Origin of the sequence: Kribbella flavida DSM 17836, from assembly GCF_000024345.1 — a bacterium.
In the GTDB taxonomy this organism is placed as follows: domain Bacteria; phylum Actinomycetota; class Actinomycetes; order Propionibacteriales; family Kribbellaceae; genus Kribbella; species Kribbella flavida.
The window spans coordinates 6269258-6287699 of sequence record NC_013729.1; the positions used below are offsets into that span (position 1 = coordinate 6269258).

Consider the following 18442-nt stretch of genomic DNA (forward strand, 5'->3'; position numbering starts at 1 on the left):
ACGCGGTGCGTCAGTTGCCGGTCGGGTGGTAGGCGCAGGCGTCACGCAGGTCCTCGGTGGGGCCGGCCGGCGTGGTCGCGACCGGGCCCGGCTTGTTGAGCACGCCGGGCTTGGTCGGCGCGGGAGTGCTGGGCGGCGGCGGGGTGGGCGGCTTCTGCTCCAGCGCCTTCCGCACGGTCTCGCGCAGGCCCTCGTAGTCGGGGTGCAGGTACTTGAGGCGCAGCTTCGACACGTCCAGCGGCACGTTGGACACGGTGCCCGACTTCACCCGCAGACCGAGCTGGACCAGCGCCGGCAGCAGTTCCTGCGGGATGTCGGTGCGCAGCAGGTTCTTGCCGGCCCGGGCGATCGCCTGGTACTTCGTCGCCAGCGTGGCCGGGTCGGCCGCGTCCACGATGCCCTTGATCGCGCAGCGCTGGCGGACCTGCCGCTGGTCGTCGTCGGCGCCGTACCGGCCGCGGGCGAACCACAGCGCGCGGAAGCCGTCCAGGTGCTGGTTCGGGCCGGGCTCGATCCACTGGCTGGGCGGGATGTTGGCACTGCTGATGCCGCCCATCGCGACCCGTTCGTTGACGTTCACGGTGATCCCGCCGAGCGCGTCGACGATCTGGTCGAAACCCTGCAGGTTGACCTGCAGGTAGTAGTCGATCGGCAGCCCGGTCGCCTCGCCGGCGGCCTGCTTGACCACGTCGGCGCCCTCGTTGTCGGACGGGCCGAGAATGCCGGGGTGCATCGCCGGGACGTTCTGGTACATCGCGGCCAGCATCCACTCCAGCCGGCCGGTCAGGCTGAGTCCCTCCCGGCCGAAGCCGTTCGGGTAGGCCTTGTGCAGCGGCGAGTCCTTCGGGAACGGCATGAAGGTGAGCTGCCGCGGCAGCGAGATCAGCGCGGTGTCACCGGTCCGGGTGTCGATGCTGGCGACGATCACCGTGTCGGTCCGGACACCGGTCCGGCCCCTGCCGTCGTCGCCGCCGAGCAGCAGCAGGTTCAGTCGTGGTCTGTCCTCCCACGGGTCCTTCACGTTGACCGTGGACGGCCGGGTCGCGCTCTTGCTCTCCCCCTGCGAGACGAACACGTTCTGCACCAGGTCGCGCTGGGCCAGCACGTTCTGGACGCCGACCGTGGCCGGCGCCGTGATGGCGAAGCAGAGCAGGCCGACGAAGACCGCCCCGACCACCCGGCCCGCCGTCCCACCCGTTGCCGGACGCAACAACCGGTGGGAGGTGACGACGACCACGATCCAGCCGAGCGCGAGCACGGCGATCGCGATCCCGGCGAGCAGCAGCCGGCTCGGGACGACCGTCGACTGCACGACGTCGCCGCGCCGCCAGAACCCGGCGTACAGGCCGGCGCCGACCAGGCCGAGAAAGACGGTGAGCACCGCCGCGCCGATCCGTCGGCGGCCGCCGATGATCAGGCCGAGGCCCGGCAGCAGCGCGCCGAGCAGCGTCAGCGCCAGTGACCGCGGAACGGTCCGGGCGCGACCGGACCGCCCCTCCGCGGAGGCGGTGCCGCTGCCCTTGGCGCGGGTGACGCGTGGACGACGCCCCATGGCTCCCCTGTCGATACCCCTGGCCTGGCGTACTGGTACCCAGGCCACACACCTGTCGGACGTCGGACGGGATCGAACGGTTTACCTCGATGGAAAGTGTACTGGCTCACGCGCCACCCGGCCGGGGATCAGCGGGACAGTCGCCGGAACCTGCGCGCCGACAGCGGCAGGAAGACCGCGACCAGGAGTAGCGGCCAGATCACCGCCGCGACGGTCGCGTGCTCACCGATCCAGGACCCGGCCTCGCCGCCGGGGTTGCCGAACAGCGACCGGGCCGCGGTCGCGGTCGACGACATCGGGTTCCACTGCGCGATCGCGCCCAGCCAGGACGGCATCGTCACGGTGTCGACGAACGCGCTGGACAAGAACCCGACCGGCCAGATCAGCACCTGGACCGCGGTGACACTTTGCGCGTTGCGCACCGACAGCCCGATGAAGATGCCGATCCACAGCAGCGCGAACCGCAGCAGCAGAAGCAGCCCGAACGCCGCCAGCGCCTCCAGCAGCGACCCGTGCCAGCGCCAGCCGACCGCGAGCCCGGCCGCGGCGAGCACGGTCAGCGCCACGATCGAGTCGAGCATGTCCGCGATGCACCGGCCGAGCACCACCGCGGCCGAGCTCATCGGCAGCGAGCGGAACCGGTCCGTCACCCCTTTGGCCGCGTCCGTGGTGACCGCGGTCATCGTGCCTTCCAGCCCGAAGAGCATGGCCAGCGCGAACATGCCCGGCACCAGCAGGTCGTAGTACGACTGGCCCTCGGGGCGCTGCATCGCACCGCCGAGCAGGGAGCCGAACACCAGCAGCATCATGACCGGGAACAGCCAGCCGAAGATCATCAGCCCCGGCTGCATGCGCCAGTGCATCAACGTGCGCTGCGCGATCGTCCAACTGTCGGTCAGTGCCCAGCCGAAGCGGTTCGTCATGCCGGCACCCCCGCTCCGGTCAGGTGCAGGAAGACCTCGTCCAGGGTCGGTCGTCGCAACGTGATGTCCTCCGGTTCGATCTGTGCGTCGTGCAGCGCTTTGGCGACCTCCACCAGCGCCCTCGTCCGGTCGCGGACCGGCACGCTGACGGTGAGCTCGTCGACCCGCACCTCCCCGTCGGCCGCCGACTCGACGATGGCCAGCACCCTGGGTACGTCGGCCGGATCGCTCAGGACCAGGTCCAGCCAGTCCGCGCCGAGCTCGGCCTTCAACTGGTCGGGGGTGCCTTCGGCAACCACCTTGCCGGCCCGCAGCATCGAGATCCGGTCGGCGAGCTGGTCGGCCTCCTCCAGGTACTGCGTGGTCAGCAGCACCGTCGTCCCGCCCTGGACCAGGCCGCGGATCGCGGACCAGACCTCCCGCCGGCCGGCCGGGTCCAGCCCGGTGGTCGGCTCGTCGACGAACAGCAGCGCCGGCGCGACGATCAGGCTGGCGGCCAGGTCGAGGCGGCGGCGCATCCCGCCGGAGTACTTGGCGGCGGCCTGGTTTGCCGCGTCCTGCAGGGAGAACTGTTCGAGCAGCTCGTCCGCCCGGCGAACCGCCGCCGGGCGGGACAGGTGGTTGAGCCGGCCGAACAGCACCAGGTTCTGCCGGCCGGTGAGCACCTCGTCGACGGCTGCGAACTGGCTGACCAGGCCGACCCGCCGCCGGACCTCCTGCCCCTGACGGCGGACGTCGTACCCGGCGACGGTCGCCTCGCCGGAGTCCATCGCGAGCAGGGTGGACAGGATTCGGATCGCGGTGGTCTTGCCGGCCCCGTTCGGCCCGAGCAGTCCCACCACCGACCCGGCCGACACCTCGAGGTCGAACCCGTTCAGGCCCGCCCCCTCGGTGCCGCCGGGGTAGTTCTTGCGCACGTCGTTCGCCACGATCACGCGTTCTGCTGGCACGTCCACCTCATCCGCCGGAGCTTTCGTACTTCGTACCGTACACCGTACGACTCAGGGTACGATCGAGTCAACGTCGAACGGCAGGAGCGAGTTCCCGGTGAGTGCACAGAAGTCCGCGGCGCCCGACCCGGCGCGCAGCCTGGCCCTGCTCTGGGGCAGTCACAGCAAGCCCGGCCGGTCCGGCCTGACGGTGCGGGCGATCGTCGAGACGGCGATCGCGCTGGCCGACGCCAACGGGCTGGAGTCGGTGTCGATGCGCCAGGTCGCCGAGCAGTTGAAGGCCGGCACGATGTCGCTCTACACGCACGTACCCGGCAAGGGCGAGCTGACCGCGCTGATGTTCGACACCGTGTACGCCGACCTGTACGCGGACGCGGACGAGCCGGTCCGGCAGCCGGGCGGGTGGCGGGGCGGGCTGGAGTTCGTCGCCCGGCGGAACTGGGAGGTGCTGATGGCGCACCCGTGGATCCACGAGGTGCCGACGCTCCGGACCGCGCTCGGGCCGAACATCACCGCCAAGTACGAGGCGGAACTGCGTCCGCTGGACGGGCTCGGGCTGAGCGACGTGGAGATGGACTCGGCACTGACCCTGCTGCTGACGCACATCCAGGGCACGGCACGGGCGGCGGCCGAGCACGAGCGGACGCAGCAGGAGAGCGGACTGACCGACGAGGAGTGGTGGGTGACGACAGCTCCGCTGCTCGACCGCTACATGGCCGGCCTCGCCGACCGCTTTCCGGTGGCCGGTCGCGTCGGCAACTCAGCCGGCCAGGAACACCAGGCGACGCTGGACGCCGGCCACGCCTTCCGGTTCGGCCTCGACCGCATCCTGGACGGCATCGCCCTGCTCATCGAGCAGCGGAAGAAGTAGCCCGGCCTCAGACCGGGAGGCGGGCGCCGGTGATGCCTTCGTTTTCGATCAGGTAGCGCACGACGCCGGCGATCCGGGACGGCGGAGTCCACCCGGCGGGGTCGGCGTTCGGCATCGTTCGGCGGTTGGCGGGGGTGTCGATGACGCCGGGCAGCAGGGTGTTGACCCGGAGGTGGTCCTTGGCGTACTCGACCGCGAGGGTGTCGGCGAACGCCAGGACTCCGGCCTTGGCGGTGACGTAACCCGCCGCACCGGAGAACGGCTTGAGCGCGGTCTGGCTCGAGGTACAGACGATCGCCCCGCCGCCGTTCGCGATCAGGTGCGGCACGGCGGCCTGGGTGATCAGGTAGAGCGGCCGCAGGTTGAGCGCCAGCTGGCGCTCGAAGTCCTCGACCGGCGTCTCGTGCACCCGCGGCCCGGCCGCGAACCCTCCGACGAGGTTCACCAACGCCGCCAGCGGCGCCTCCGGCTCGGCCGTCGCCAGCGCGACCACGTCGGCCGCTCCCGCCGGGTCCGACAGATCCGCCACGATCGGCGCCAGCGCCTCGTGCGTCCCCAGCGCTGCCAGCGACTGCTCACTCCGCCCCGGTACGACGACCCGCCACCCGGCGGTCAGCAACTCCGCCGTCACCGCCGACCCCAGCCCACCGGTGCCCCCGGCAACAATCACGCTCCGCGTCATACCGGGCAGCGTAGTACGGCCGCCGGGGACCCTCTCTCCGGCACGAATATACGGAACCGTATATTCGTGGCAGGGCGTCCGCTCGAGGCGCCGAAGCGAGAACGGAGGTCGCCATGAGAATCGCCCTGCTGCTGGCCGCGTTCCTGTACGCCCTGCTCGGCACCGGCCACGCGGTGCTCGCGCTGCGCGACGTGCGGCACGAACGATCGTTCGTGCCGACGGACCCGTCGGTCCTGCAGACGCTGAAGAACACCGGAGTGAGCGCCATGCCCGGGGCCACCTTCTGGCGCGCGTGGCTCGGCTTCAACCTGAGCCACAGCCTGGGCCTGCTGCAGTTCGCCGGCGCGCTGGTCGTGCTCGCCCTCCGGGCCGGCGACGAATTCTCCGACAGCGGCGTCTTCGTGCTGGCCGGCCTGGTCGTCGCCGTCGTCTACCTGGCCGTCGCGGGCCGGTTCTTCTTCCGCCCGCCCACCGTGGTCGCGGCACTGGGTCTCACCTGCCTGGCCACCGCTTTCGCCCTGTCGCTGGCATGACGCCGCCCGACGAGGCCGACGTACGGGCCGGTGCCGCGCAGTACTCCACCGCCATGCTCCGGTGGTACGACCTCGCAGTTCTGGAGGTCAACTGCCGCCTGCTCTGGCGATGTCCGCCGCGCACGATGCTCGAGCTCTACCAGCGCAACATCGGCGCCCGCCATCTGGACCTGGGCCCCGGCACGGGCTACTTCCTCGACCGGTGCACCTTCGGGGTCCGGCGGCCGCAGCTCACCTTGCTGGACCTGAATCCTGATGTCCTGACAACAGCCGCCCACCGCCTTCGCCGGTACAACCCGACGACGCACCTGCGCAACGTCCTGGAGCCCTTGGCACTGGGCGACAACCGTTTCGACTCCGCCGGTCTGAACATGGTGCTTCACTGCATCCCCGGCCCGATCAGCGCCAAGGCCGGCGTGTTCGACCGCATCATCCCGTACCTGGAACCGGGCGCCAGGATCTTCGGCAGCACAATCCTCGACGTCGGAGTCCCCCACAGCCCGGCCGCCCGCGTCGCCCTGCACCTGCTCAACCGCCAAGGCGTCTTCCACAACACGAGCGACACCCTGTCCGACCTGGACCAGGCCTTGGCCCAGCGCTTCGCGACGTACCGAATCGAGTTGCACGGCGCGATGGCGCTCTTCCAGGCCCTCGCGCCGGGCGACCGGGTACCCAGCCCTTGACGGATCCTTGGCCTGGCGGGCGCTGGACGGGTGACTAGTCGGGAAGGGCGAGCGTACGGCCGGCGGCGCGGGCGGCGTCGATCGTGCGGGTGAGGGTGTCCTTGAGGGCGGTGGCCTCGTCGGCGAAGCTCTGGACCACGGAGGTGTCGCCGGCGGGTTCGGTGCGGGCGAGCAGCTCGATGTAGCGGTCGCCGTCCTCGAGAGCGGCCTCCGCGCGCAGTGCGGCGTCGGCGGAGCGAACGCGCTCGGCGTACTGCTCCAGGAGCTGCACCTTGCGCTTGATCGCGTCGACCGACCGGTCCAGCGCGCGTCGTTGCGGGCCGAGCACGGCCTCCAGCTCCGCCGTCGCCATCCCCCGGGCGACCTCGTGCTGGCGGGCGCGCAGCACCGACTGCTCGTGCAGCACCTGACCGATGTCCCACAGCTGCTCGGGCAGGACCAGCTCGTTCTGCATCTCGTCGAGCAGTCCCTGCCGGGTGACCGTTGCCTCCAGCACCGTTTTCACCGCGCGCTGGGCCCGGGCCAGCAACCGCCCGGCCGGCTCGTCGAAGTCCTCCGCCAGCAGGTACTTGCCGTGCTGCCGCCGCACTGCCTTGCGCGACCGGTCCTCGATCGCCGGCCGCACCGCGACTGCCCCGGTCGCCACCACCGCTACCCCGGCGAGCGCGACCGAAGCCCACGCCGCGACCTCGGGCGGCAGCGTGAGGGCCATCACGATCAACGCCACGATCCAGCCGCCGACACAGACCGCCAGCCACACCAACAGCGATCCGAGAGTGTTGCCGGGCGCCTCCGACCACGCCGTACGCCGTTTCGGCCGCGGCTGTCCGGCGGGCACGAACAGCTCGGGGCTGCGCTCGTACAACCGGCGTACCTCGACCGGTACGTCGGGCGCGAACACCGGATCCGGCCCCATCGGCACCTCCCAGTCCACCGGTTCCTCGGCTCCGGCCGGCAGCCGGTCCCGACACTCAGCGTAGCGGCGTGCGTGCCCGTTCGAGCTGCACGGCCAGGCCGTCGAGCAGGAGTTCCAGCCCCGACTCGAACAGTGTGTCGAGATCGAAATCGAACGCGAACCCTTCCGGCACGCCCAGCGCCTTGAACCCGGGCAGTTCGCCGGTCAGCGCCGCCAGCCGGTCGACCTGCTCGTCGGCCCACTCGTCGGCGGTCAGCCCGGTGTCCTGCTCGGCGAGCGCCTCGGACTCCAGGTTCAGCGCGACGCCGCGCACGTAGCCGAACACCGAGATCGAGACGTACAGCGCCTTGCTCGGTTCGAGGTCGGTGAGCGAGCGCAGCACCGCGTCTCCGTGCGACAGCAGGTTCGGCACGAGCTGCGGTCGGCCGACCGTGATCGCGCCCGGCAGCCAGAGATGCCGCCGGTACGCCGCCCACTGCAGCCGCGCGGCCGTCTCGATGCCCTCGCGCCAACCGGCCGGCGGACCCGGCGGCAGCGGGAAGTCACCGATCGCCGTGTCGACCATCTGCAGCACCAGCGCGTCCTTGCCGCCGACGTGGCGGTACAGGCCCATCGTCGAGACCCCCAGCTCGCCGGCGATCCGGCGCATCGACAGCGCCGCCAGCCCTTCCGTGTCGGCGAGGGTGATCGCCGTCCGGACCACGTCCTCGCGGCTCAGCACGGAGACCACCTCGCTGGTCCGGGCCGGCGTGCGCCGCGGCGGTCCGACCACCGTGCCGACCCCTGGGCGCGAGTGCACCAAGCCCTCCTGCTGCAGCGTGGTGAGCGCCTTGGTCGCGGTCGCCATCGCGACGCCGTACGCACGCATCAGCTCGCGGGTCGAGGGCACCCGGTCCCCCTGCCGGAGGTCGCCGGTACTGATCCGGTGCCGGATCGTTGCCGCGATCCGCTGGTAGGGCGCTGGCACGGTTCGCTCCTTCAGGTGACCGGTGCACTAGAGCACCTGCTCGTCGGCTGGACGGTGTCTCGGGCCGCTTGGCACGGTTGCTGCGTACACCGTACAGCGCACTAGCCCAGCAAGGGGACCGACCATGACGAAGCGAGTACTGATCTCCGGCGCCGGGATCGCCGGACCGGCCCTGGCCTACTGGCTGCAGCGCGCCGGGTGCACCCCGACCGTGGTCGAGGTCGCGCCGGCGCCACGGCCGGGCGGCCAGACCGTCGACCTGCGCGGCGTCGCCCGCGAGGTGGTGACCCGGATGGGCGTGATGCCGGCGATCCAGGCGCGCCAACTGCACGAGAAGGGGCTGGCGTACGTGCGCGCGAACGGGCGGCGGGCGGCGGCGCTGCCGACCGAGCTGCTCGACGGGGCCGGACCGGTCGCCGAGATCGAGATCCTGCGCGGCGACCTGTCGGCGATCCTGCTGGCAGCGACGCCGGACGTCGAGTACGTCTACGGCGACACGATCACCGGGCTGGTCCAGGAAAACGACGGCGTCCGGGTGACCTTCCACCGAGGTGCCGAGCGCCGGTTCGACCTGGTCGTCGGCGCGGACGGGGTGCACTCGCGGGTGCGCGCGCTCGCCTTCGGCCCGGAGGAGCGGTTCGTGCACCACTTGGGCGGCTACGGATCGTCCTTCACCGTTCCCGCACCGGAGCCGCTCGACGGGTGGATGAAGATCCACACCGTGCCGGGCGGCCGGTGGGTCGGGCTCCGGCCGGACCACGACCCCCGGTTCGTCCGGGCCCTGCTCACCTTCCGCTCGCCGGTCCTCAGCTACGACCGGCACGACGTGGCCGAGCAGAAACAGCTGCTGCGGCAGACGTTCCAGGGCGTCGGCTGGCACACCCCGCACGTGCTCGAGGCAATGACCGCGACCGAGGACTTCTACTTCGACAGCACCAGCAGCGTCGTCGTACCGGAGTGGTCGCGCGGCCGCGTCGTGCTGCTCGGGGACGCCGGGTACTGCGGTTCGCCGCTGGCCGGCCACGGTACGGCGTTGTCGCTGGTCGGCGCGTACGTGCTGGCCGGGGAGCTGACCTCCGACGGCGACCACACGCGCGCGTTCCCGGCGTACCAGCGGCTGATGCGGGACTACGTGGCGCAGCGGTCCGAGCTGCCGCCCGGCGGGATCGAGGGGGCGATGCCGATGACCGCGGCCGGGATCCGCGGGCGGGACGCGATGATCCGGCTGATGACGTCCCGGCCGCTGCGCGGCATCCTGGCGAAGGCGGCCGCGGCGCGGCCGGACGCGATCACGCCGGCCGACTACCCGAGCCTCACTCCGGCCACTCCGAGCCGAGAATGACGCCAACGAAGCGACGTGCGCCTCAGATGCGGTCCGGGCGGGGGTGCGAGGCGGCCGGCCCGGCGCTCAGTCGAGCGGCGAGACCCAGTCCGGGTTGCGGCCGAGCAGGGCGAGCAGGGTGTCGAGGTCGGAGGCGTCGCCGGGGACCTTGACGGCGCGTTCGAAGGCGGCGCCGGGGCCGCGGCTCGCGTCGGTGTCGGGGATGCGCCGGGCCAGGCCGAGCGCCATCTCGACCATCTCCGCCGGCGGGTCGTACGGGGCGTCGATCGCCCGGGCCAGGTCCCAGGCGTGCACGATGCAGTCGAGCTGGTGGAAGGTCAGCGCGACCCGGCGCGGGAAGGTGCCGAACTCGCGCACCTCCATCGCCCGGTCCAGCGCCCCGCCGTCGGCGAACGCGTCCGCGACCTTCACGTTGGACCGCCGGTACGCGCCCGCCGGGTTGTCACCGAGCCGGCCACCGGTCCACGTCTGCACCGGCGCCGACCCGTTGATCGCGGCGGCGGCGAACCCCTCGTTCTCGCTGACGATGTGCCGGAGCAGGCCGCGCACGGTCCAGTCGGGGCAGGGTGTCGGGAACCACAGGTGCTCGGCCCGTACCTGCATGACCACCTCGCCGAGCACCGCTCCGGCCCGTCGATCCAGATCCCGGATGTCCATCCGTGTCCCCTCCCGTCGGCCTGCCCAGCCGAGCATAGGCCCGGGCCCGCCGCGCGGCGCCGCGATCGGCGCGGATCAGGGGATAACCCGCACCCGGCGGTCGGGAGGTCCAGCTCTGTTCGCGGTGCCCGACGGCACGGTCCTGGTCGACGGTGCGGTCGGCGTCGGGATCGGCCCGGGTGTCGTGGCACGATGCAGGCATGGGCTTCCAGATCGCGAACGAGCCGGCCGCCGACCAGGTCCTCGACCAGTACCCGTTCGCGGTGCTCGTCGGCATGATGCTCGACCAGCAGTACGGCATGGAGCACGCGTTCCGAGGCGGCTGGAAGGTGCTCAACCGGTTCGGCACCCTCGACCCGGCCGCCATCGCCGCAGCGGACCCTGAGGCGTTCAAGGAACTGTGCAGTCAGCCGCCGGCCATCCACCGCTTCCCCGGCTCGATGGCGACCCGGCTGCAGGAGCTCGCCGCACTGATCGAGAGCCGGTACGACGGTGACGTGACCCGCCTGTGGACCGAGCCGGACACCGGCAAGGAGCTGCTCAAGCGGATCCAGGAGCTGCCGGGCTTCGGCAAGCAGAAGGCGCAGATCTTCGTCGCCCTGCTCGCCAAGCAGCTCGGCGTCCGCCCCGATGGCTGGGAGCAGGCCGCCGGTGACTACGCCCTGGACGGCTACCGCTCGGTCGCGGACGTCGTGGACGCCGACTCGCTGCGCAAGGTCCGCGAGTACAAGCAGCAGAAGAAGGCCGCCGCCAAGTCCGCCGGCTGACGCTGCGCCCTTCCCGGCTGCAGCCGGCGCTACAGCTCGCCGATGCAGCCCGCGGTGTGCCCGGACTTCGGGCACACCCAGCCCGGCCCCTTCGGCGTGCGCTCCGGCTGGAGCGGATGTGTCCCGGGGTGCTCCAGGCACTCCGGCCAGGTGGCCGGCCGGCCGAGCCCCCACAGCTCCTCGTGCACGAACTCCTGCACCTGATCGGCGACGTGCACCACCCGGTCAGGTTCGGCCATCGCGAGCGGAGCCAACAGCCCCGTCCGCGACCCATCGCGCGACAGCAGCCACACCGACTCGTACTCCGAATCGCCGTTCACCGGCTCGTCCCGCACCTGCAAGCTGATCCCACCAGTGCTCTGCAGGTCCCGGACCAGCAGACTCAGCACCACCTCGAGGGCTGAACTCACGCAGCCAGTCTGCCAGTCGCGAGTCCAGCCCTCTGGAGGCCCTCGGGGGCTCAAGCCTTGGTGGTTCGGGTGCGCCAGAGCAGGTAGACGAAGTACGGAGCGCCGATCATGGCGGTGAGCAGACCGGCGGGGATCTGAGCGGGCGCCAGGAGGGTCCGGCCGAGTGTGTCGGCGACCGAGACCAGGACCGCGCCCAGCAGTGCGGCGACCGGCAGCAGGCGGCTGTGATGGCCGCCGACCAGCGCCCGGGCGGCGTGCGGGGCGACCAGTCCGACGAAGCCGACCACCCCGATGGCGGAGACGGCGGCCGAGGTGAGCAGGGCGGCGGCCGCCAAGGCCAGCAGGCGCGTCCGTTCCAGCCGTACGCCGAGGATGCGCGGTACGTCGTCGTCGAGCGACAGCAGGTCGAGCTCCCGGCGGGCCAGAACGATCACCGGAGTGAGCACGAGCAGGGCGACCGTCACCGGTACGACCTGCGGCAGGGTCCGGCCGTAGGTGCTGCCGGACAGCCACGTCATCGCCATGCTGACGTTCCACGGGTCGGTGTAGACGATGACGAAGGTGATGATCGCGGTCGTCGCCGACGAGACGCCGACCCCGATCAGCACCAGCCGGTCCGAACTGAGCCCACCGGACCAGGACACCAGGTAGACCAGCGCGAAGGTGGCCAGCGCGGCCGCCGACGCCACCCCGGACAGCAGCCAGATGCTTGCCGAGGGCACCACCATGAGCGTCACCACCGCTCCCACGCCGGCTCCGCCGGTGATGCCGAGGATGCCCGGTTCGGCGAGCGGGTTGCGGCAGACGGCCTGGACGGTCGCACCGGCGATCGCCAGCGCCGCGCCGCACAGCACGGCCGACAGCACCCGCGGGAACCGCTGGTCGAGCACGTACGTGATCGCCCGCCCCGACCGGCCGCTGAGCCAGTTCGTGATGTCGCCGGTGCGCAGGAACGCATCGCCCGCGAGCATCGCCAGCACCAGCGCACCGACCAGCAGCGCGGACAGCACCCCGACCGCGATCCAGAAGCTCCGCGTACTGCGCAGCCCGGAGGACGCCCCGGCCGGCGTCCGGCTCGGCCCGGAATCGCGGTACCGGCGAGCCAGCCAGACCAGGACGCCGGCGCCGACCAGCATGGTCATGATGCCGGTCGGGATCTCGACGCCCGCCTGACCACCGAGCAGCGCCCGCAGTACGACGTCCGCGAGCAGCACCACCAGGATCCCGGCGAGCCCGGACATCGGCAGCAGCACGCGATGCCGCATCAGCCCCGGAACGAGCGGTGCGACCAACCGGACGAGCACCGGCGCGACCAGCCCGACGAAGCCCACCGGCCCGGCGACGGTCACCGCCGCCGCGGACAGCATCACGGTGACCAGGGTGATCAGCACCCGGGTCCGCCGGACGCGCACACCGAGCACCGCCGCCGTGTCGTCACCGAGCGACAGGATGTCCAGCCGCGACGCGAGCCAGAGCGATGCCGCCAGCCCCAGGACGACGACCGGCGCCATCTGCCCGACCGCGTCCAGGTCGGTCTGCACCAGCGAGCCGCTCCCCCACGCGAACGTGCCGACCGTCTCCTCGCGGAACAGCAGCAGCAACAACGTGGTGATCCCGGACAGGGCCATCGCCACCGCGGACCCGGCGAGGATCAACCGGGTCGGGCCCGACGTTCCCCCGGCCGACAACGCGAGCACCAGGACCGCGGCCGCCAGTCCCCCGAGGAACGCGACGCCACCGGCCGGCAGCACCGGCAACGGCACCCCGAACGCCGCGACCGCGACGACGGCCAGGTAGGCGCCGGCGTTGACGCCGAGCGTGTCCGGCGAGGCGAGCGCGTTGCGCGCCAGCGACTGGAGTCCCGCGCCCGCGACACCGAGCGCCAGCCCGACCAGTACGCCGGCCAGCAACCGTGGCAGCCGGGACGCGACCAGCACGTTGGCCGAGTTGTCGGTGCCCTGGCCGATCACCAGCCGGAGCAGGTCGCCGGTGCCCACCGAGGAAGTGCCCTGGGTGAGGTGCACCCCGGCGAGCAGGACCACCGCCGCCAGGGCGATCACGAACACCCCGGCGACGCGGATCCGGCGTACCGGCAGCAGGGTCCCGGCGGTCTGCGGCCGCTCGGTGGTCAGCTGGGTCAAGACGTGACTGCCTGCACGGTGGCGTCGATGAACTGCTGCATCGACTTCGGCCCGCCGAACATCCAGATGCCGTCCGGCAGCCGGTGCACGTTGCCCGACTTCACGAACGGCAGGTTCTTCCAGATCGCGTTCTTGGCCAGGTCGCCGCCGAACACGTCGCCGCCGTCGGTGGTGGAGGCGATGTAGAGGAAGTTGCCGTCGGGCAGCTTGGTCAGGCCCTCGATGTCGGTCTGGGCCAGGCCGTAGTCCTTGTCGCCGGCGCCGGTCCAGCTGTTCTTCAGGCCCAGCTCACCGGCGATCGCGCCGAGCATCGAGCCGGTGGTGAACATCCGGATCGAGATCGAGCTGCCCTGCTTCCAGCCGTCGGCCATGGTGAAGTTCTCGCCGGCCTTGCCCGCGTCGGCGATCTTCTTCCTGCCGTCGGCCAGCGCCCGGTCGAACGCGGCGTTCGCCTCGGCGGCCTGGGCGGACTTGCCGACCGCGGCGCCGAGCAGTTCGAGGTTCTTCTTCAGCTGTGGGATCGGGTTCGCCGCGTCCGCGCCGCGCACGACCAGGACCGTGGCGGCCTTCTCGATCTGCGCGATGGTGCTCGCGGACTCGTCCGTGGTGACGACGACCAGGTCGGGGTCGAGCCCGACGATGGCGTCGACACTGGCCTCGCCGCGGGTGCCGACGTCCTTGACCGACGGGTCGAGCTTCGCCGCGGTCACCCAGGTGCTGTAGCCCTTCACGTCGGCCACACCGACCGGCATCACGCCGAGCGTGATCAGACCCTCGACCACACCCCACTCCAGACCGACCACCTTGGTGGCGGGAGCCGGCAGGTCGATCTTCTTGTTACGCGCGTCGGTCAGCGAGACCGGCTCGGCGGAGGCCTCAGCCGCGGCCGGCTCCGGCGTCTCGCTGCTGCCGCAGGCGGTCAGGGCCAGCAGGAGCGTGGCGGCCAGGGCGGTGATTCTTCTCATCAGGGACCTCAGCTGTCTTGAAGGATGTGCCGGTGCAGGTGCCTGCCGACCGGCTGGGTGCTGATCCGGCCGGTGGCCGGATCGGTGCCGACGTCGATCCGGATCCCGTAGGCCTCGGTCAACGCCTCCGCCCGCAGGACCTCCGCGGGCGTGCCGGTCGCGCGGACCCGGCCCTGGTGCAGCAGCACGACCCGGTCGGCCACGTCGGCCGCCTGGTTCAGGTCGTGCAGCACGACGCCGACCGCCACGCCGTGCTCGTCGGCCAGGTCGCGCATCAGGTCGAGGATCTCGATCTGGTAGCGCAGGTCGAGAAAGGTGGTCGGCTCGTCGAGCAGCAGGACGCCGGTGTCCTGGGCCAGACAGGTCGCCAGCCAGACGCGCTGCAGCTCACCGCCGGACAGTTCGTCGACGGCCCGCTCGGCCATCGCGCTGACCCCGGTGACGTCCATCGCGTGCGTGATCGCGGCCGCGCCGTCCGGGTCGTCGGCGCGCCAGCGACCGCGGTACGGGTGCCGGCCGTAGCCGACGACGTCGCGCACGCTGACGCCGTTCGGAGTGGGGCGGGACTGCGACAGCAAGGTGACCTTGCGGGCGAACTCCTTCGCCGACAACGCCAGCGCGTCCGACCCGTCCGCGAGCGTCACGCTGCCGGCGTCGGGCTGGTGCAGCCGAGCCATCGCCCGCAGCAGCGTCGACTTGCCACTGCCGTTCGGCCCGACCAGCGCGGTCACCGCAGCCGGCTCGATCCGCACCGCGGCGTCGGTCACCACCTGACGCCCGTGGTACCCCAGCCGCAACCCGGCACCCGCCAGCCCCACCGACTCTCGCATGGGCGAGAGGATAGCCTTACCTAACTTGCTCTGTCAGCTTTCGCGGTCAGTGACCTTCGGACTACAGCTCGGCGGCGAGGCGGGTGCCTTGCTCTATTGCTCGTTCGGCGTCCAGTTCGGCGGCAACCTCGGCGCCGCCGATCACGTGGACCGGCCGACCGAGTGCGCGCAGTTCCTCGGCCAGGTGGCTGACCGACTCCTGGCCCGCGCAGACGACCACGTGGTCCACTGCGAGCAGCCGCGCCTTCTCCCGCTTCGGCCCGAAGGTGATGTGCAGGCCCTCGTCGTCGATGCGTTCGTAGTTCACCCCGCGCAGCATCGTCACCTGCTTGTTCTTCAGCGCGGCCCGGTGCACCCAGCCGGTGGTCTTGCCCAGGCCCGCGCCGATCTTGCCCGGCTTGCGCTGCAGCAGGAACACCTCGCGCTGCGGCGGTTCGGGCTTCGGTTCGACCAGCCCGCCGCGATGCACGACCGGGTCGCCGACGCCCCACTCCGTCTGCCACGCCGCGAGGTCCAGCGTCGGCGACGCCCCGGTGGTGAGGTACTCCGTCACGTCGACGCCGATCCCGCCCGCGCCGATCACCGCCACGCGCCGGCCGGCCGGGCGACCGCCGCGGACCAGTTCGGCGTACGAGAGGACCTTGGGGTGGTCGATGCCGGGGATGGCCGGGATCCGCGGTACGACACCGGTCGCGACCACCACCTCGTCGAAGCCGGTCAGGTCGGCCGCGGTCGCACGATGGCCGAGACGCACCTCGACCCCGGTCAGCTCCAGCCGGCGACGGTAGTACCGGATCGTTTCGGCGAACTCCTCCTTGCCGGGGATCCGCCGCGCGATCCCGAACTGCCCACCGATCTCGTCGTCGGCCTCGAACAGCTCGACCCGGTGCCCGCGCTGCGCCGCCGTCACCGCCGCGGACAACCCGGCCGGACCGGCGCCGACCACCGCGACCCGCTGCGTACGCCGGGTCGGCAGCAACCGCAGCTCCGTCTCCCGGGCCGCGCGGGGATTGACCAGGCAGCTGGCCAGGCGCTTCGCGAACACGTGGTCCAGGCACGCCTGGTTGCACGCGATGCACACGTTGATCTCGTCGGCCCGGCCGGTGGTTGCCTTGAGCACCCACTCCGGATCGGCCAGGAACGGCCGGGCCAGGCTGACCAGGTCGGCATCGCCGCGAGCCAGCACCTCCTCGGCGACCTGAGGCAGGTTGATCCGGTTCGAGGTGACCACCGGAATGCCCACGTGCGGGCGGAACGCGGCCGTCACCGAGGTGAACGCCGCCCGCGGGACCGAGGTGACGATGGTCGGCACCCGCGCCTCGTGCCAGCCGATCCCGGTGGTGATGATCGACGCCCCGGCCGCCTCGATCTCCTGGCCCAGGGCAACGACCTCGGCCCAGGTCTGGCCGCCGTCGACCAGATCCGCCATCGACAGCCGGTAGAGGATCAGGAAGTCCGGCCCGACCCGCTCCCGGGTCCGCCGGACGATCTCGACGGCCAGCCGGCGGCGGTTCTGCGGCGTCCCGCCCCAGCGGTCGGTCCGCCGGTTCGTGCGTTCGGCCAGGAACTGGTTGATGAAGTAGCCCTCGGAGCCCATGATCTCGACGCCGTCGTAGCCGGCCTCGCGAGCCAGCGCGGCGCACTCGACGTACGCGTCGAGCTGGCGGCGCACGCCACGGTCCGACAGCGCCCGCGGCCGGAACGGGTTGATCGGTGCCTTCAGCGCCGACGCGGAGACGCTGAGCGGGTGGTACGCGTAACGGCCGGCGTGCAGGATCTGCAGCGCGATCCGGCCGCCCTCGGCGTGCACGGCGTCGGTGACGACGCGGTGTCGCCTGGCCTGCCGCCGACTGGTCAGCCGCGAGCCGAACGGCGTCAGCCAGCCGGTCCGGTTCGGCGCGTAGCCGCCGGTGACGATCAGGCCCACGCCGCCGCGCGCCCGCTCGGCGAAGTACGCCGCGAGCTTGGGCAGATCCTTGGCCCGGTCCTCGAGACCGGTGTGCATCGAGCCCATGATCACGCGGTTCGGCAGGGTGAGGTGGCCCAGGTCCAGCGGCGCCAGCAGGGTCGGGTAGTCGTTCATCGCGCACCGTCCGATCGCAGGGCCCGGACGACCTCGTCGCACCACTCGGTGAAGGACTGCTCGGCCCGGACACCACCGCGCAGTACGAGGTACTGGTGCAGTTCGCGGCCGGACAGCTTGGCCGGCCTGGGGAAGTCACGGCACTCGATCGCGCGGTACGCCTCCAGCCGGGCCGCATGCTCGGCCCGGTGCCGCTCGACCTCGCGCAACACCGCGGCCTGATCGCCGAGGGACGCGCCGCGCAGCTTCACGCCCAGCTCGTCCCGCAGCATGGTCGGCTCGATCGGCTCCGCGAGCCAGCGGGTCAGCTCGGCCGCGCCGGCCTTCGCCACCCGGTAGACCTTCTTGTCCGGCCGGCCCTCCTGGGCGACGTCGGTGTGGGTGACCCAGCCGGCCTCCTCCATCCGCCGCAGCACCCGGTAGATCTGCTGGTGCGTGGCGGCCCAGAAGAACCCGATCGACCGGTCGAACCGGCGCGCCAGCTCGTAGCCCGATCCCTCCCGCTCGCTGAGCGAGACCAGCAGCGCATGCTCGAGCGCCATCCGTGACCACCTCCGGCCCTCACCGTATTTATGCAACCAGTTGCAGTGCAGCTGATTGCAGGGTAGATCACAGCGGCCGGTGCCGGCAGTACGAGAGAATGGTTGCAAGAGCCGACTATCTCTTCACGCCGGAGGCCTGCGATGGACCACGCTCACCCGACCCGGACCGCACTGCCCGGGATCGGCACCCGGTACGACCTGGTTACCGAGGGCGGCAGGCACGTCTCGGTCGTCGTGCACGAGGACGGGCGGCGGTTCCTGGGCTTCCACGATCCCGAGGACGACGACAACTGCCAGAACTCGGTGCCGCTGGATCCCGCCGAGGCGGCCGCGCTCGCGCTGCTGCTGGTGCCGACACCGGGCGACCCGTTGAGCACCGACCTGGAGATCGACCTGGTCACCGAGCAGATCCCGGTCACCAGCGGCTCGCCGTACTCCGGCCGGACGCTCGCCGACACCCAGGCCCGGACCCGGACCGGCGCGTCCGTCGTGGCGGTGCTGCGGCGGACCGGCGCGACCCCGTCGCCGAAGCCGGACTTCCGGTTCGCGACCGGGGACACCCTGGTCGTGGTGGGCACCCGCGAAGGCGTGGACGCCGTCGCCGACCTGATCTCGGGAGGCTGACGTG

The 18442-nt window shown here is 71.8% G+C and carries 19 protein-coding genes; 6 read left to right on the forward strand and 13 right to left on the reverse strand.

The features are described 5' to 3' along the window. Nucleotides 1–10 precede the first annotated feature (10 nt). From KFLA_RS28940 to KFLA_RS28950, 3 genes are all read right to left on the reverse strand, one after another. The gene (locus KFLA_RS28940) at nucleotides 11–1552 is read right to left on the reverse strand and encodes an LCP family protein (RefSeq protein WP_012923390.1); all 1542 of its coding nucleotides are present in this window, start codon (nucleotides 1550–1552) and stop codon (nucleotides 11–13) included. Nucleotides 1553–1680: 128 nt separating this feature from the next. Further along, a complete protein-coding gene (locus tag KFLA_RS28945; RefSeq protein WP_012923391.1) occupies nucleotides 1681–2475 on the reverse strand; it encodes an ABC transporter permease in 795 nt (264 codons plus the stop codon). Next, entirely contained in the window at nucleotides 2472–3425 is a 954-nt protein-coding gene (locus KFLA_RS28950) for a daunorubicin resistance protein DrrA family ABC transporter ATP-binding protein (protein ID WP_012923392.1), read from the reverse strand. Before KFLA_RS28950 ends, KFLA_RS28945 begins: the two co-directional genes overlap by 4 nt. A gap of 97 nt (nucleotides 3426–3522) precedes the next feature. Here KFLA_RS28950 and KFLA_RS28955 point away from each other — a divergent pair, with 97 nt between their 5' ends. Then, entirely contained in the window at nucleotides 3523–4296 is a 774-nt protein-coding gene (locus KFLA_RS28955) for a TetR/AcrR family transcriptional regulator (RefSeq protein WP_012923393.1), read from the forward strand. Nucleotides 4297–4303: 7 nt separating this feature from the next. On the opposite strand, the gene KFLA_RS28960 is transcribed toward KFLA_RS28955, so the two are convergent. Continuing rightward, nucleotides 4304–4978, reverse strand: a complete 675-nt coding sequence (locus KFLA_RS28960) for an SDR family NAD(P)-dependent oxidoreductase (RefSeq protein ID WP_012923394.1) — start codon at nucleotides 4976–4978, stop codon at nucleotides 4304–4306. A gap of 113 nt (nucleotides 4979–5091) precedes the next feature. On the opposite strand from KFLA_RS28960, the gene KFLA_RS28965 reads away from it, so the two are divergent. After that, entirely contained in the window at nucleotides 5092–5511 is a 420-nt protein-coding gene (locus tag KFLA_RS28965) for an LIC_13387 family protein (RefSeq protein WP_012923395.1), read from the forward strand. After that, nucleotides 5508–6194, forward strand: coding sequence for a class I SAM-dependent methyltransferase (locus KFLA_RS28970; RefSeq protein WP_012923396.1), 687 nt, complete (start codon nucleotides 5508–5510; stop codon nucleotides 6192–6194). The genes KFLA_RS28965 and KFLA_RS28970 overlap by 4 nt, the downstream gene beginning before the upstream one ends. A 34-nt stretch (nucleotides 6195–6228) precedes the next feature. Here KFLA_RS28970 and KFLA_RS28975 read toward each other — a convergent pair whose 3' ends face one another. Next, nucleotides 6229–7110, reverse strand: a complete 882-nt coding sequence (locus KFLA_RS28975; RefSeq protein WP_012923397.1) for a hypothetical protein — start codon at nucleotides 7108–7110, stop codon at nucleotides 6229–6231. Nucleotides 7111–7165: 55 nt separating this feature from the next. After that, nucleotides 7166–8077, reverse strand: coding sequence for a GntR family transcriptional regulator (locus tag KFLA_RS28980; protein WP_012923398.1), 912 nt, complete (start codon nucleotides 8075–8077; stop codon nucleotides 7166–7168). A gap of 124 nt (nucleotides 8078–8201) precedes the next feature. Between KFLA_RS28980 and KFLA_RS28985 the strand changes: the two genes are divergently transcribed. Further along, entirely contained in the window at nucleotides 8202–9419 is a 1218-nt protein-coding gene (locus KFLA_RS28985; protein WP_012923399.1) for an FAD-dependent monooxygenase, read from the forward strand. A 66-nt stretch (nucleotides 9420–9485) separates the two neighbouring features. On the opposite strand, the gene KFLA_RS28990 is transcribed toward KFLA_RS28985, so the two are convergent. Further along, nucleotides 9486–10076 carry a TIGR03086 family metal-binding protein gene (locus KFLA_RS28990; protein ID WP_012923400.1) on the reverse strand — a complete coding sequence of 197 codons (591 nt, stop codon included), beginning with the start codon at nucleotides 10074–10076 and terminating at the stop codon, nucleotides 9486–9488. Nucleotides 10077–10276: 200 nt separating this feature from the next. Between KFLA_RS28990 and KFLA_RS28995 the strand changes: the two genes are divergently transcribed. Then, entirely contained in the window at nucleotides 10277–10843 is a 567-nt protein-coding gene (locus KFLA_RS28995) for an HhH-GPD-type base excision DNA repair protein (RefSeq protein ID WP_012923401.1), read from the forward strand. A gap of 29 nt (nucleotides 10844–10872) precedes the next feature. Here KFLA_RS28995 and KFLA_RS29000 read toward each other — a convergent pair whose 3' ends face one another. The 6 genes from KFLA_RS29000 to KFLA_RS29025 form a co-directional block, all read right to left on the reverse strand. Beyond that, nucleotides 10873–11253 carry a hypothetical protein gene (locus KFLA_RS29000; RefSeq protein ID WP_049797453.1) on the reverse strand — a complete coding sequence of 127 codons (381 nt, stop codon included), beginning with the start codon at nucleotides 11251–11253 and terminating at the stop codon, nucleotides 10873–10875. A 50-nt stretch (nucleotides 11254–11303) separates the two neighbouring features. After that, entirely contained in the window at nucleotides 11304–13394 is a 2091-nt protein-coding gene (locus KFLA_RS29005; RefSeq protein ID WP_012923403.1) for an iron ABC transporter permease, read from the reverse strand. After that, a complete protein-coding gene (locus KFLA_RS29010; protein WP_012923404.1) occupies nucleotides 13391–14359 on the reverse strand; it encodes an iron-siderophore ABC transporter substrate-binding protein in 969 nt (322 codons plus the stop codon). The genes KFLA_RS29005 and KFLA_RS29010 overlap by 4 nt, the downstream gene beginning before the upstream one ends. 8 nt (nucleotides 14360–14367) lie before the next feature. After that, a complete protein-coding gene (locus KFLA_RS29015) occupies nucleotides 14368–15189 on the reverse strand; it encodes an ABC transporter ATP-binding protein (protein ID WP_012923405.1) in 822 nt (273 codons plus the stop codon). Between the two features lie 61 nt (nucleotides 15190–15250). Continuing rightward, nucleotides 15251–17272, reverse strand: coding sequence for an NADPH-dependent 2,4-dienoyl-CoA reductase (locus KFLA_RS29020; protein ID WP_012923406.1), 2022 nt, complete (start codon nucleotides 17270–17272; stop codon nucleotides 15251–15253). Then, entirely contained in the window at nucleotides 17269–17814 is a 546-nt protein-coding gene (locus KFLA_RS29025) for a PadR family transcriptional regulator (protein WP_012923407.1), read from the reverse strand. Before KFLA_RS29025 ends, KFLA_RS29020 begins: the two co-directional genes overlap by 4 nt. Nucleotides 17815–17955: 141 nt before the next feature. On the opposite strand from KFLA_RS29025, the gene KFLA_RS29030 reads away from it, so the two are divergent. Next, complete coding sequence (locus KFLA_RS29030; protein WP_012923408.1) at nucleotides 17956–18438, forward strand: cation:proton antiporter regulatory subunit; 483 nt, start codon at nucleotides 17956–17958, stop codon at nucleotides 18436–18438. The last annotated feature ends 4 nt before the right edge of the window (nucleotides 18439–18442 follow it).